The organism is Hydrogenophaga sp. BPS33 (assembly GCF_009859475.1).
Lineage (GTDB): Bacteria > Pseudomonadota > Gammaproteobacteria > Burkholderiales > Burkholderiaceae_C > Hydrogenophaga.
Map to the genome: position 1 here is coordinate 2224130 of NZ_CP044549.1, position 13585 is coordinate 2237714.

Annotated in this window: 14 protein-coding genes; 8 read left to right on the plus strand and 6 right to left on the minus strand. The window is 65.5% G+C overall.

The genetic code is table 11. From position 1 onward, the window contains the following. The first annotated feature begins 161 nt into the window (after positions 1-161). The 4 genes from F9K07_RS10385 (at position 162) to dut (ending at position 4225) form a co-directional block, all read left to right on the plus strand. The gene (locus tag F9K07_RS10385; protein WP_159592470.1) at positions 162-1241 is read left to right on the plus strand and encodes a TRAP transporter substrate-binding protein; all 1080 of its coding nucleotides are present in this window, start codon (positions 162-164) and stop codon (positions 1239-1241) included. 112 nt (positions 1242-1353) lie between these two features. Then, positions 1354-1956 carry a TRAP transporter small permease subunit gene (locus F9K07_RS10390; RefSeq protein ID WP_159592473.1) on the plus strand — a complete coding sequence of 201 codons (603 nt, stop codon included), beginning with the start codon at positions 1354-1356 and terminating at the stop codon, positions 1954-1956. Continuing rightward, positions 1953-3740: a TRAP transporter large permease gene (locus F9K07_RS10395; protein ID WP_159592476.1), complete on the plus strand. Its 1788-nt coding sequence runs from the start codon at positions 1953-1955 to the stop codon at positions 3738-3740. Before F9K07_RS10390 ends, F9K07_RS10395 begins: the two co-directional genes overlap by 4 nt. 35 nt (positions 3741-3775) lie before the next feature. Beyond that, on the plus strand, positions 3776-4225 hold the full coding sequence (gene dut, locus F9K07_RS10400; protein WP_159592479.1) for a dUTP diphosphatase: 450 nt from the start codon (positions 3776-3778) through the stop codon (positions 4223-4225). 217 nt (positions 4226-4442) lie between these two features. On the opposite strand, the gene F9K07_RS10405 is transcribed toward dut, so the two are convergent. Then, positions 4443-4994, minus strand: coding sequence for an FKBP-type peptidyl-prolyl cis-trans isomerase (locus tag F9K07_RS10405; protein WP_159592482.1), 552 nt, complete (start codon positions 4992-4994; stop codon positions 4443-4445). Positions 4995-5008: 14 nt separating this feature from the next. On the opposite strand from F9K07_RS10405, the gene F9K07_RS10410 reads away from it, so the two are divergent. From F9K07_RS10410 to F9K07_RS10420, 3 genes are all read left to right on the plus strand, one after another. Then, positions 5009-6169, plus strand: coding sequence for a JmjC domain-containing protein (locus tag F9K07_RS10410; protein WP_159592485.1), 1161 nt, complete (start codon positions 5009-5011; stop codon positions 6167-6169). Positions 6170-6217: 48 nt separating this feature from the next. Continuing rightward, the gene (locus F9K07_RS10415; protein WP_159592488.1) at positions 6218-6724 is read left to right on the plus strand and encodes a hypothetical protein; all 507 of its coding nucleotides are present in this window, start codon (positions 6218-6220) and stop codon (positions 6722-6724) included. Positions 6725-6863: 139 nt separating this feature from the next. Continuing rightward, positions 6864-7238: a hypothetical protein gene (locus F9K07_RS10420; protein ID WP_159592491.1), complete on the plus strand. Its 375-nt coding sequence runs from the start codon at positions 6864-6866 to the stop codon at positions 7236-7238. 111 nt (positions 7239-7349) lie between these two features. Here F9K07_RS10420 and bamC read toward each other — a convergent pair whose 3' ends face one another. The 5 genes from bamC to F9K07_RS10440 form a co-directional block, all read right to left on the minus strand. Then, positions 7350-8441 (minus strand): outer membrane protein assembly factor BamC, encoded by a 1092-nt coding sequence (gene bamC / locus F9K07_RS10425; RefSeq protein ID WP_442907434.1) that lies wholly within the window; start codon positions 8439-8441, stop codon positions 7350-7352. 70 nt (positions 8442-8511) lie between these two features. After that, a complete protein-coding gene (gene dapA / locus F9K07_RS10430; protein ID WP_159592497.1) occupies positions 8512-9411 on the minus strand; it encodes a 4-hydroxy-tetrahydrodipicolinate synthase in 900 nt (299 codons plus the stop codon). 72 nt (positions 9412-9483) lie between these two features. Beyond that, the gene (locus F9K07_RS10435; protein ID WP_236581880.1) at positions 9484-10074 is read right to left on the minus strand and encodes a class I SAM-dependent methyltransferase; all 591 of its coding nucleotides are present in this window, start codon (positions 10072-10074) and stop codon (positions 9484-9486) included. Next, entirely contained in the window at positions 10074-10205 is a 132-nt protein-coding gene (locus F9K07_RS32080) for a hypothetical protein (RefSeq protein WP_268894752.1), read from the minus strand. Before F9K07_RS32080 ends, F9K07_RS10435 begins: the two co-directional genes overlap by 1 nt. After that, complete coding sequence (locus tag F9K07_RS10440) at positions 10202-11443, minus strand: MFS transporter (protein ID WP_159592500.1); 1242 nt, start codon at positions 11441-11443, stop codon at positions 10202-10204. The genes F9K07_RS32080 and F9K07_RS10440 overlap by 4 nt, the downstream gene beginning before the upstream one ends. Before the next feature lie 161 nt (positions 11444-11604). On the opposite strand from F9K07_RS10440, the gene F9K07_RS10445 reads away from it, so the two are divergent. Next, positions 11605-13575 carry a DNA topoisomerase IV subunit B gene (locus tag F9K07_RS10445; RefSeq protein WP_159592503.1) on the plus strand — a complete coding sequence of 657 codons (1971 nt, stop codon included), beginning with the start codon at positions 11605-11607 and terminating at the stop codon, positions 13573-13575. Positions 13576-13585 lie beyond the last annotated feature (10 nt).

Below are 13585 nucleotides of genomic sequence, written 5' to 3' on the forward strand. Positions count from 1 at the left end.
GCTTGCAGGAGGCTGAGGGCACGCGCGCGTGAGCCCTCTTTCGAGGGAAAACCCGTGAGATCCCCTGAAGGGCGATTCCTAGAATTTCGTTGGACTTTCGAGTCTGCGGCCTGTTCGCAGAGTGGGTCGGGTGTATGCCTATACCAACCACGGAGTTACAAATGGATCGTCGTTCTCTCATCCAGCACGCCGGCATCGCCGGCGTGCTTGCCGCCGGTGTGGCACCGGCTGTGCATGCCCAGGCCGCCATCCGTTGGCGACTGGCTTCGAGCTTTCCCAAGGCGCTGGACACCATCTTCGGTGCCGCTGACGTGTTCGCCAAGAAGGTCAGGGAAATGTCGGGCGGGAAGTTCTCGATCACCGTGCACGCGGGGGGCGAGATCATGCCCCCCTTCGGGGTCGTCGATGGGGTACAGGAAGGCACCGTCGAATGCGCGCACACCGCCCCCTACTACTTCTTCGGCAAGGACGATACCTTTGCATTGGACTGCGCCATTCCCTTTGGCCTCAACAGCCGCCAGATGACGGCCTGGATGTACGAAGGCAACGGTTTGAAGTTGTTCCGCGAGTTCTACGCGGGCTACAACATCGTGAACTTCCCCATGGGCAACACGGGTGCGCAAATGGGCGGCTGGTACCGCAAGGAAATCAAAACGCTCAACGACATCAAGGGCCTGAAGATGCGCATAGGTGGTTTTGCCGGCAAGGTGTTCACCCGCATGGGCGGCGTGCCGCAGAACATCCCCGGCGGCGAGATCTACCAGGCGCTGGAGAAGGGCACCATCGACGCCAGCGAATGGGTCGGCCCTTACGACGATCAGAAGCTGGGTTTCAACAAGGTGGCGCGGTACTACTACTACCCCGGCTGGTGGGAAGGAGGCCCGCAGCTCACGCTGTACGTGAACAACAAGGCCTACAACAGCCTGTCTGCCGAGCACAAGGCCATCGTGGAAGCCGCCGCGGCCTTGGCCCACACGACCATGCAGGCGAGATACGATGCCCTCAACCCGATGGCCTTGAAGCAACTGGTGGCTTCTGGCACCAAGGTACTGGCCTTCCCCAAGGCGGTGATGGACGCGGCGTTCAAGGAGTCCATGGCGGTGTACGCCGAGAACAACGCCAACAATCCCAAGTGGAAGAAGATTTACACCGACTATTCCAACTTCCGCAAAGACCAGAACCTCTGGTTCCGATTTACCGAAGCGCAGTTCGACAATTACATGCAGCGCGCCAAGCTCTGAACCTCCGACCGCTAACCGGTGGTTGCCCTGGGGGCAACCACCGCTGACCAGCCGCAGCGAGGGCGGTAGACTTGCGCCCGGCCCACAGGCGCCATCTCTAATGGGAAACCCCATGTCGTTCTTGCTCAAAATTTCACGTGTTATCGATGCGCTTGCCGAACTGATCGGCAAGTTGGCCATGTGGCTCATCCTTGCCACCACCCTTGTCAGCGCAGGCAATGCCATCGTGCGCAAGCTGTTCAGCACCAGCTCCAACAGCCTGCTGGAGATCCAGTGGTATCTGTTCGCGGCGGTGTTCATGCTAGGCGGCGGCTATGCCTTTTTGCGCAACGCCCATGTGCGCATCGACTTCATCTCCAGCCGTTTCAGTGCCCGCGGGCGCAACTGGGTGGACGTGGTCGGCATCCTGTGCTTTCTGTTCCCGCTGTGCTACATGATGGCGTCCCTGGGCTGGCCCCTGTTCGAGCGCGCCTGGGTGACGGGCGAGATGTCGTCCAACGCCGGCGGCCTCATCCGCTGGCCCGTGTACGGCCTCATTCCACTGGGCTTTGCCTTGCTGTTCCTGCAGGCCGTCTCGGAGTTGATCAAACGCTTCGCGTTCCTCACCGGACGAGGACCGGATGTGCTCAGCCTCGCCGTACCTGACGAAGTCAAGCAGCTCGCCGACGACATCCTGGCGCAGAAAGAAGCGCAACGCGCAGGAGCGTCGTCATGATCGAGCTGCTGACGCAAAACTTCGTGCCAATGATGTTCGCAGGCCTGCTGGTTTTCCTGCTGTGCGGATTTCCAGTGGCGTTTTCGCTCGCCGCCACTGGCCTGTTCTTCGGCCTGATCGGCATGGAGTTGGGCCTGTTTCCGTCCAACCTGTTCCAGGCGCTGCCGCTGCGGGTGTTTGGCATCATCCAGAACGACACGCTGCTCGCCATCCCGTTCTTCACGCTCATGGGCATCATCCTCGAGCGCAGCCGCATGGCGGAGGACCTGCTCGAAACCGTCGGCCAGGTGTTCGGCCCGATGCGCGGCGGCGTGGGCGTGGCCGTGGTGCTGGTGGGCGCTTTGCTGGCCGCTACCACCGGCGTGGTCGCGGCTTCGGTCATCTCCATGGGCCTGATCGCCATGCCCATCATGCTGCGCTATGGTTACAACCGCGCCATCGCCACCGGCACCATCACCGCCTCGGGAACCCTGGCCCAGGCGCTACCGCCCTCGCTGGTGCTGATCGTGCTCGCGGACCAGTTGGGCCGTTCTGTGGGAGACATGTACGCGGGTGCGCTCATTCCGGGCCTTGCCCTTGTGGGCTTGTATCTCCTGTTTCTCGCCGTCGTGGCGCTGGTGCGGCCCGCGTGGGTACCGGCTTTGCCGCCCGAAGCCCGCATCTATGTCGAATCCAACGGCGACAGCGGCCACGTGTCGCTGCTCGTGCTGCTGGCCGTGTGTGGGGCGACGGGTTATGCCTGGTCGCAGGTGCACCAGTCGATCTTGAACCCGCTCCTGGGGCGGGAGCTGGCGGCACCCGGCGACGAAGTCTTCATCATGTCCATGACGGTCGCCGCTGTCGTCGCGCTGGGGCTCGCCCTGCTCAACCGGCTGTTCAAGCTGGGGCTGCTGTCGCGCCTGTGCGAACGCGTGACCTTCGTGCTGATCCCGCCGCTCGTGCTGATCTTCCTTGTGCTGGGCACCATCTTCCTGGGGGTGGCCACCCCCACCGAAGGCGGTGCCATGGGCGCGCTGGGTGCGCTGATCATGGCGAGTGCACGGCGCACGCTCTCGTTCGGGCTGCTCAAGCAAGCGCTGGAGAACACCACCAAGCTGTCCATATTTGTCATGTTCATCCTGGTGGGCTCGACGGTGTTCAGCTTCACCTTCAATGCGGCCGATGGGCACATCTGGGTGGAGCATTTGTTCGACAAGCTGCCCGGCGGGCAAGTCGGTTTCCTGCTGTTCGTGAACGTGCTTGTGTTCATTCTGGGCATGTTCATCGACTTCTTCGAAATCGCCTTCATCGTCGTACCGATGCTGGCGCCAGTGGCCGAGAAGCTGGGCATCGACCTCATCTGGTTCGGCATCATCCTGGCGATGAACCTGCAGACCTCGTTCCTGACGCCGCCGTTCGGTTTTGCGTTGTTCTACCTGCGCAGTGTGGCCCCGCGAGAGGACTACAACGACGCTGTGACCGGCCGGCGCATCCGTGCCGTGACGACTGGGCAGATCTACAAGGGCTCGATCGCCTTCATCATTCTGCAGCTCATCATGGTGGCCGTCGTCGTGTTCTACCCGAACATCGTCTCGGGTAACCTCAAGGCCGCCGCCAAGGTGGACGACGCGACCGTCACCGACATGTTGCGCAACATGTCGGGTATGGAAGAGGAGGCGCAGGAGTCTCCAGAAGAAGCCGGCGGCAACACAGAGGCCGCGCAAGTGCCGATTCCCGAACCCGCGGACGAGCCTCAGAATGCCGAAGATCCTGCGAAAGCGCTGAACGACAGCCTCAGGAAATAGCACCCAAATACCCCCACAAGGAGCTGAGCGAGAGCATGCACATCGATGTCAAGGTTCTGGACCCGCGCGTGGCGGACCATTTGCCCCGTTACGCCACACCCGGCAGCGCCGGGCTCGATCTGCGTGCCTGCCTGGACGCACCCCTGACGCTGGCGCCCAATGCCTGGCAACTGGTGCCCACCGGCATGGCCATCCACCTGGCCGACCCGGGCTACGCCGCCATGATCCTGCCGCGCTCCGGCCTCGGCCACAAACACGGCATCGTGCTGGGCAACCTGGTCGGGTTGATCGACAGCGACTACCAGGGGCAGCTCATGGTGAGCGCCTGGAACCGCAGCGAGGTGCCCTTCACCATCGAGCCGCTGGAGCGCATCGCGCAGATGGTGATCGTGCCCGTGGTGCAGGCGCAGTTCAACGTGGTGAACGACTTCGCTGAGATGAGCGAACGCGGCGCAGGCGGCTACGGTTCAACCGGGGTGAAGTGAACACCCCCCTGCGCCGCTGACGCGGCTTCCCCCTCTGTAGCGCGCCTGCGGCGCTTCGAGGGGGGACGGCATCTTGGGCCGGCGTAGCCGTCCCTCGATGCCTCTGGAATGAGTCGCGTGCGCCGGAGAGAGTCCTGTGTTTTGGGTTGACGGGACCGAGCCTCTTGGCCCCTTTGCATCGTCCCTTTGAAGGGCGCGCAGCGTGGTGGGGTGCTTTCTAGTGCAAGGTCCTTGGGCCGGGCGGGTCGATGCCCGGGCCTTGCAGTTCGTCCGGACCGTCGATCTGCATGCGAAAGAAACCGGTGCCCAGCGTGCCCTTGCCCACTTCGTCCTCGCGCGCTTCGCGCACCGCGTGGACCTTCAGGCGGATGCGCAGCGCGATGCCGGCCAGCGGGTGGTTGCCGTCCATCACCACGTGGTCGGGGTAGATGTCGCTCACGAAGTAGAGTCGGTCCTGCGGGGCCGAGGGATTGCTGCCTGGGGGCAAGCCTTCGAAGCCCATGCCCGCCTCGATGTCGTCTGGAAACAGGTGGCGCGGCTCCAGGAACAGCAAGCGGTCGTCGTAGTCGCCGAACGCATCGGTCGGTTCGAGCTGCAGCTCGACCGTGTCGCCCGGCGAATGGTGCAACAGCGCCTCTTCGATCTTGGCCAGCAGATCGTTTCCACCGACCAGGAACTCCACCGGCTCGTCGAGCACATCGAGCTCTTCGCCCAAAGTGTCCTTCAGGGTCCAGGTGAGCGCCACGACACATTGTTGGTTGATTTTCATCCGACAATTGTCACATGCCCCACGCAAAGACCCCCTCCACGCCGCTGTCTTCGTTGCCCTCACCAGAGGCGCCCTTGGCCTTGTTGGGTGGTCTCAGTCCGGCACAGTTCATGCGCCGCCACTGGCAGAAAAAACCGCTGTTGATCCGTGCGGCCCTGCCGGGGTTTGCGCCCTTGCTGAGCCGCCAGCAACTGTTCGACATGGCAGGCGACGAAGCCGTGGAGTCGCGCCTGATCGTGCGCAAGCTGCAGGGCTGGACGCTCAAGCAGGGCCCGTTGGACAAGAAGCAGCTGCCGCCCCTCAAGCAGGCCGGCTGGACCCTGCTCGTGCAGGGCGTGGACCAGCACCTCGAAGCCGCGCACGCGCTGCTGCGGCAGTTTCGTTTCGTGCCCGACGCGCGCCTGGACGACCTGATGATCTCCTGGGCCAGCGATGGCGGTGGCGTGGGGCCGCATTTCGACAGCTACGACGTCTTTCTGCTGCAGGCCACGGGACGGCGGCGCTGGCGCATCGGCCGCCAGGCCGATCTGTCCTTGCAACCCGATGTGCCGTTGAAGATCCTGCGCCACTTCGAACCCGAGGAAGAATTCGTGCTCGAGCCGGGCGACATGCTCTACCTGCCCCCGAAGTGGGCGCACGATGGCGATGCGGTGGGCGGCGACTGCTCGACGTACTCGATCGGTTTTCGCGCGCCGCAGCGCGGCGGCCTGGCGGGCGAGTTGCTGCAGCGCATGGCCGACGAATTCGAAGACCCTGCGCTGTACCGCGATCCCCAGCAGCCCGCGACCACCACCCCCGCAGCGATGCCCGCAGGCCTTGAAGCTTTCGCGGCCGATGCTCTGCAACGCCTGCTGGCCGAACGAGGTTCCCTGGCCTGTGCGCTGGGCGAAGTGATGACCGAGCCCAAGCCCCGCGTGTGGTTCGACGAACCCGACGCCGACTGGAGCCCGGGTGCCTTGCAGCTGGACCGGCGCACGCGCATGATGTACGACGATCGGCATGTGTTCATCAACGGCGAGAGCTTTCGGGCGGGTGGCGCCGATGCGCGTCTCATGCGCGCGTTGGCGGATCACCGTGGCCTGGACCAGCGCCAGGTGGCGCGCGCCAGCGAGGGTGCCTTGGCCTTGCTGGAAGACTGGTTCGATGCCGGGTGGTTGCTCCGGGTGGCGGACTGATCTTCGCGCAAGACCCGTTGCCATGGGTGCGCCGTGCAGGAGGTGTGCATGACCGAAGAATCCCCCGCCACCAACGGCTTGCCCGAAGGCCGGCTTTCGGGCCGCCAGGTGTTCACCGACCTGGTGCGCCAGGCCTTCGCCACCGCGGCCCAGGAAGGATGGCCACGCATCGTGCTGTGCGATGCCGACTTCACCGACTGGCCTCTGGGTGACCGCGCGGTCGTGGAGGCGCTCAACGCCTGGTCCACGCACGGCCGTTCGCTTCAATTGCTGGCGCGCGGGTACGGCCCGCTGCGGGAGCTGCATCCCCGTTTCGTGCAATGGCGTGTGACCTGGTCGCACCTAGTCGAGGCCCAGGCGTGTGCCAGTGCATCGGCCGACGAGCTGCCCAGCGTGCTGTGGTCGCCGGTCTGGACGCTGCAGCGGCTGGACACCGCGCGCGCCACCCTGGTGGCCAGCCGCAGTGCAGAGCGGCGTGTGCTCCTGCAGGAACAGATTCAACAGTGGTGGCACAAGGGGGCGCCGGGCTTTCCAGCGTCCACGCTGGGCCTGTGAGCCGACCTCGGGCAGTCGAGGGGCATCGCCATGGTGGCCGATGGCACCGATTTGGGGAGGCGTATCATCCCGCCGACCGGAGGGATTCCATTCCGTTCATCCAAACTGTTCAACACATACCTGCCTGGAGGCGCATCTCATGAAAAAAACCATTCTGCTCACCGCTGTTCTCGCCGCTCTTGCCCTGACCGCTTGCGGCAAGAAGGAAGAAGCCCCTGTGGCCGCTCCGGCACCTGCCGCTGAACCCGCTGCTGCGCCTTCGATGGCCGGCGCTGCCGAATCCGCCAAGGAAGCCGGTGCTTCTGCTGCCGACGCCGCCAAGGAAGCCGGTGCTGCGACCGCGGATGCGGCCAAGGAAGCTGGCACGGCCACGGTCGACGCTGCGAAAGAAGCGGCCGACAAGGCCAAGGAAATGGGTGCCGCTGCGGTGGACGCTGCCAAGGAAGCGGCCGACAAGGCCAAGGAAGCCGGTGCTGCCGCTGCCGACGCTGCCAAGTCCACGGTCAACAAGTAACGCAACGCGGACGGATCGGTGGCCCTCGCGGCCGCCGCCATCACAAAAAAAAGCCACCGCAAGAAATTGCGGTGGCTTTTTGCATGGGCGGTGCACCGCCCTGGGTCGGCGTTACTTGAGGTCTTCTGCCAGCAGCTTGGCGATGCGCTGTGCGGCGGCGGAGCCATCGGGGCGTCCCTGGTTGTCGAGCACCGCGACCGTGGTCTTGTTGTCGGTGCTGGTGACCGCGACGCGGTAGCGTTCGGTGGCGGCTTCGGTCTTGGAAGCGCCGAACATGCGGGCGAAGAAGCCGGGCTGCTTGGTGTCCATCACCGGTTCGATGTAGCGCACGAAGTACAGGCCCTTGCTGCGGTCGCGGTCTTCCACGGTAAAGCCGGTTCGGTCCAGCGAGAGGCCTACACGGCGCCAGGCGCGGTCGAAGTTGTCGTCGAACTGGACCACCGGCGCGTTGTTCACCTGGGTGACGCGCGCCACCGCCTGCTGCGCCGGCGCGCTTGCGGCAATCGCCTGCGACTGGGCTTCGGTCACACCGAGTTTCACCATCAGGCGGCGCAGGAATTCGGTTTCCAGCTCCACGTCGGCCGGTCGGGGCTGCCACACGGTCTGGTCCTTGTCCTTGTTGGAGTACACCTCGACCATGCCACGGTGGCTGATGTAGATCTCGGTGCCCCCATTGGCGGTGCGCTCCAGGCGGGTGCGGAAGCGGTCGCGCTCACCGGTGGAATACAGGCTGTCGAACACCTTGCCGATGGTCGATCGGATGAAGTCTTGCGGCAGCTTGGCGCGGTTCTCGGCCCAGTCGGTCTCCATGATGCCCAGGGACTCCTGGTCGAGGTCGAGCAGGAAGCCGTTCTCTTGCCAGAAGTCGCGCAGCGGTGTCCAGAGCTTGTCGGCGGGGCGGTCGACCACCAGCCAGCGCTGGCTGCCCGCGCGCTCGATGCGCACGTCGCCAATGGTGGTGGCCGCGGTGGTCGCGGCGGTGGCCTGCGACGGCTGGCTGGTCTGGTAGCCGCTGGCCGTGACCACGCCGCCGGGCACGGTGTAGCGCGAGTCGCGGCTGAGCTGGGTCAGGTCGGGCGGCACGTCCAGCGTGCTGCCGCGCTGGGCGCTCTTGTAGTCGATCTTGTCCTCTTGCAGCATCGAGCAGCCCGCTGCGAGAACGGTCGCGGTGGCCAGCAGGCCGATTCGGGTGAAGGTCGGGATCGGGTGGCGAATGGACATGTTGGGGAGGCTCGTTGGAAACGGAGAAAAGAAGACGCGCGGTGAGACAGCGTCAGGAAAGCAGGCCGCTGGCGCGCAGCGCCGCTTCCACGGCGGGCACGAGCGAGCGCGTCATCGGCGTCATCGGCAGGCGCATGGCCTCGTTGCACAGACCCATGCGCGACATCGCCCACTTCAGCGGAATCGGGTTGGCTTCGACGAACAGGTTCTTGTGCACCGGCATCAGCTGGTACTGGATGGCCATGGCACGCTTCACGTCGCCCGCGATGGCCGCGGCGCACAGTTCGCTCATGAGGCGCGGTGCGATGTTGGCGGTGACGCTGACGTTGCCCTGGCCGCCGCACAGCATGAGCGCCACGGCGGTCGGGTCGTCGCCCGAGTAGACCGAGAAGCCCTTGGGCAGGTCGTGGATGAGCCACTGCGCGCGCTCGATGTTGCCGGTGGCTTCCTTGATGCCGACGATGCCCGGTACCTGCGCCAGGCGCAACACGGTGTCGTGCGCCATGTCGGCCACGGTGCGGCCGGGCACGTTGTACAGGACGGTGGGCAGATCGCCCACGGCTTCGGCGATGGCCTTGAAGTGCTGGTACTGGCCCTCTTGCGTGGGCTTGTTGTAGTAGGGCACGACCTGCAGCTGGCAGTCGGCGCCCACGCTCTGCGCGAAGCGCGCGAGCTCGATCGCCTCGGCCGTGGAGTTGGCGCCGCAACCGGCCATGATGGGTACGCGCCTGGCGCCGTGCGTTCGCGCCTGTTCGACCGAGACGCGAATGATCTCGCAGTGCTCTTCGACATTGACGGTGGGCGATTCGCCGGTGGTGCCGACCACGCCGATGCAGTCGGTGCCTTCGGTGATGTGCCAGTCGATCAGCTTGCGCAGCGTGGGGTAGTCCACGCTGCCGTCTTCGTGCATGGGCGTGACCAGGGCCACGATGCTGCCGGTGATGGGTGTCATAGATTGAGACTTGAATTTTGAGCGTCCACCAGTGGCCCCACGTGGGCACGGCCGGCGCGCGAACCTTGCATTCTACCCAGCGGTGTCGAGGCGAAACCGTGGGGGCGGGGCGGGCGTTCCGGGCCGTTTTCGCACCGCCGCCAGCCGCTGGACGAAGCGTTCGGGACGGTCGCAGAAGCCATCCTCGTAGGCGACCACGTGCAGACCCGTGAAGGCTTGTAAAAGTTCGCCGGGTTGCAACAGGAAGTCAGGGCGCGAGGGCTTGCCGACGGTTTCGTTGCCGCTGGCAAAGGTTTCGTACAGGAGCACGCCACCGTCGGCCAGGCTGTTGCGCAAGGTGGGCAGCAGTGGGCGCCACAGGTAGTTCGTCACCACCACCAGATCGAAGCGCTCGTCCTCGAAGGGCCAGGGCCCGTTTTCGATGTCCGCCTGCACGATGCGCGCGCCCGCCTGCGCCAGCGGCAGCGTGCTCGCGATGGCCTCGGGCGAGCGGTCGACCCCGGTGACGGGGTGGCCTTGCGCGTGCAGCCAGTACAGGTGGCGCCCCGGTCCGCAGGCCACATCGAGCACACGCCCACCGGGAGCGGCCAGGTGGTGCCAGCGCTGGATCCAGGAAGAGGGTGGGTGCAGGGGCTGTGCAGGCTGGATCGCCGTCTTCATCATCAGAAGCAGCTCCAGAGCTGGTCTGCCAGGCTCACCAGGAAATCGGGCCTGTGGTAGAGCGCGAAGGTGGCCAGCAAGGCCGCCATGACCGCGGCCCAGGCCAGCAGGTGCAGGGCGCGGCTGCGGTTCACGCGGCCGCCCCCACGCGCTGCGGCGCGCGAACGATGGGCGTCTCGCGCACCGGCAGGTTGATCAAGCCGGCGAACACACCCAGCGCGATCGACAGATACCACACGATGTCGTAGCTGCCGGTCTGGTCGTACAGCACGCCGCCCAGCCACACGCCCAGGAAGCTGCCGATCTGGTGGCTGAAGAAGATGAAGCCGCCCAGCATGGACATGTGGGCCACGCCGAAGATCTGGGCCACCACCGCGTTGGTGGGCGGCACGGTGGAGAGCCACAGCACGCCCATGACGGCGGAGAACACATACACGCTCATGGGTGTGAGCGGCACGATCAGGAACACGCTGATCGCGATGGCGCGCGCGAAGTAGATGAACGCCAGGATGTGGCGCTTGGCCAGACGCTGGCCGAGCGTGCCGGCGGCGTACGTGCCGATCACGTTGAACAGGCCGATCAGCGCCAACGCGTAGCTCGCCACCTGGGGCGACAGGCCGTTGTCCTTGAGGTAACTGGGCATGTGCACGCCGATGAACACCACCTGGAAACCACAGACGAAATAACCGGCCATGAGCAACTGGAAGCTGCGGTAGCGAAAGGCTTCGCGCAGCGCCTGCGCGATGGTCTGTTCCCGTTGCGCCGGCGCGCCCGCGGCGAAGCCCGGTTCGCGCAGGCCCATGGCCAGCGGCACGACCAGCAACACCACCAGGCCCAGCACCAGCAGCGCCTGCTGCCAGCCGATGCCGCTGATGAGCCAGCCTTCGACCGGCACCATGAGGAACTGGCCGAAGGAGCCGGCCGCCGCCGCCACGCCCATGGCCCAGGAGCGCTTCTCGGCCGGGATCTGCCGCCCGATCACGCCATAGACCACGGCATAGGTGGTGCCGGCCTGCGCCGCGCCGATCAGCACGCCGGTGGTCAGCGCGAACGTCAGAGGGGTGGTGGTCAGCGCCATGCCGGCCAGGCCCAAGCCGTAGAGCATGGCGCCGACGACCAGCACGCGGAAGGCGCCGAAGCGGTCGGCCGCCATGCCGGCGAAGATGCCGCACACGCCCCAGGAGAGGTTTTGCAGCGCCAGGGCGAAGGCGAAGTTCTCGCGCGTCCAGCCCTGGGCCTGGGTGATCGGTTGCAGCCACAGGCCAAAGCCGTGGCGGATGCCCATGGAGAGCGTGACGATCATGGCGCCGCACACCAGCACCTGCGCGGCGGACAGGCGGGGTGGCATCGGAGAGAGGGGGCTGGTCGGCATGCGGGAACTGTAGCGAAGACCGATGGGCTTTGCCTGTCGCGGGCATGCCGCGCCCGCTTGATTTTTTTTGCCACCAATGATGAAGCCCGCGCATCGCTCGCCCGTGGAGAGATGCAAGGTCTGTATTTGCATACAGTCTTCGGGACATACAATCCGCCCCCATGGCGACCCAAACACCCAACGAATACTCCGAAGGCTCGATCCGCGTCCTCAAGGGGCTGGAGCCGGTCAAGCAGCGGCCGGGCATGTACACCCGCACCGACAACCCGCTGCACATCATCCAGGAAGTGCTGGACAACGCGGCCGACGAGGCCCTGGCCGGCCACGGCAAGAAGATCAAGGTCACGCTGCACACGGACCACTCGGTGAGCGTGGAAGACGACGGGCGCGGCATCCCGTTCGGCCTGCACCCGGAAGAGAAAGCGCCCGTGGTCGAACTGGTGTTCACCCGCCTGCACGCGGGCGGCAAGTTCGACAAGGGCAAGGGTGGCGCGTACAGCTTCTCGGGCGGCCTGCACGGCGTGGGGGTGAGCGTGACCAACGCGCTGTCCACCCGCCTGGAAGTGACGAGCTTTCGCGAAGGCCAGGTGGCCAAGCTGGCGTTTGCGGCTGGCGACGTGGTCGAGCAACTGGTGGTCGTGCCCAAGGGGGCAGACGATCGCAAGCAGGGCACCACGGTGCGTGCCTGGCCCGATGCGAAGTATTTCGAGTCCGCCGCGCTGCCCATGGGCGAGCTCACCCACCTGCTGCGCAGCAAGGCGGTGCTGATGCCGGGCGTGAGTGTCACGCTGGTCAACGAAAAGACCAGGGAAACGCAGGCTTGGCTCTACAAGGGTGGCCTGCGCGATTACCTGCAGCAAACGCTCAATGGCGAACCCGTCATTCCCCTGTTCGAAGGCGAAGGCTTTGCCGACAGCGGGCACGACAGCTTTGCCGAAGGCGAGGGCGCGGCCTGGTGCGTGGCCTTCACCGAAGACGGCCAGCCGGTGCGCGAGAGCTATGTGAACCTGATTCCCACCAGCGCCGGCGGCACGCACGACAGCGGCCTGCGCGACGGCCTGTTCCAGGCGGTCAAGAGCTTTATCGAGCTGCACGCGCTGCTGCCCAAGGGCGTGAAGCTGCTGCCCGAAGACGTGTTCGCGCGCGCCAGCTATGTGCTCAGCGCCAAGGTGCTCGACCCGCAGTTCCAGGGCCAGATCAAGGAGCGCCTGAACTCGCGCGATGCCGTGCGCCTGGTCGGCAGCTTCGTGCGCCCGGCGCTCGAACTGTGGCTTCACCAGCACGTGGACTACGGCAAGAAGCTGGCCGAACTCGCCATCAAGGCCGCGCAGTCGCGGCAGAAGGCGGGGCAGAAGGTCGAGAAGCGCAAGGGCTCCGGCGTGGCCGTGCTGCCCGGCAAGCTCACCGATTGCGAGAGCCGCGACCTGGCGCACAACGAGGTGTTCCTGGTCGAAGGCGACTCGGCTGGCGGCAGCGCCAAGATGGGCCGCGACAAGGAATCGCAGGCCGTGTTGCCGCTGCGCGGCAAGGTGCTCAACACCTGGGAGGTCGAGCGCGACCGCCTGTTCGCCAACACCGAAATCCACGATATCTCGGTGGCCATCGGGGTCGACCCGCACGGCCCCAACGACTCACCCGACCTGAGCGGCCTGCGCTATGGCAAGGTCTGCATCCTCTCCGACGCCGACGTGGACGGCTCGCACATCCAGGTGCTGCTGCTCACGCTCTTCTTCCGCCATTTCCCCAAGCTCATCGAAGCCGGCCATGTGTTCGTGGCCCGCCCGCCGCTGTTCCGCGTGGACATTCCCGCGCGCGGCAAGAAGCCGGCGGCCAAACAATACGCGCTGGACGAAGGCGAACTGCATGCCATCCTGGACAAGTCCGCCAAGGACGGCGTGGCACCCGAGAAGTGCCAGATCAGCCGCTTCAAAGGGCTGGGGGAAATGAACGCCGAACAGCTGTGGGACACCACCCTCAATCCCGACACGCGCCGGCTCATGCCGGTGGTGCTCGGTGCGGTGGACTTTGCCGGCACCGAAGCGCTCATCACCAAGCTGATGGGCAAGGGCGAAGCGGCTTCGCGGCGCGAACTCATGGAGTTGCACGGCGACTCCGTCGAGGTTGACATCTGATTTTTCTGAG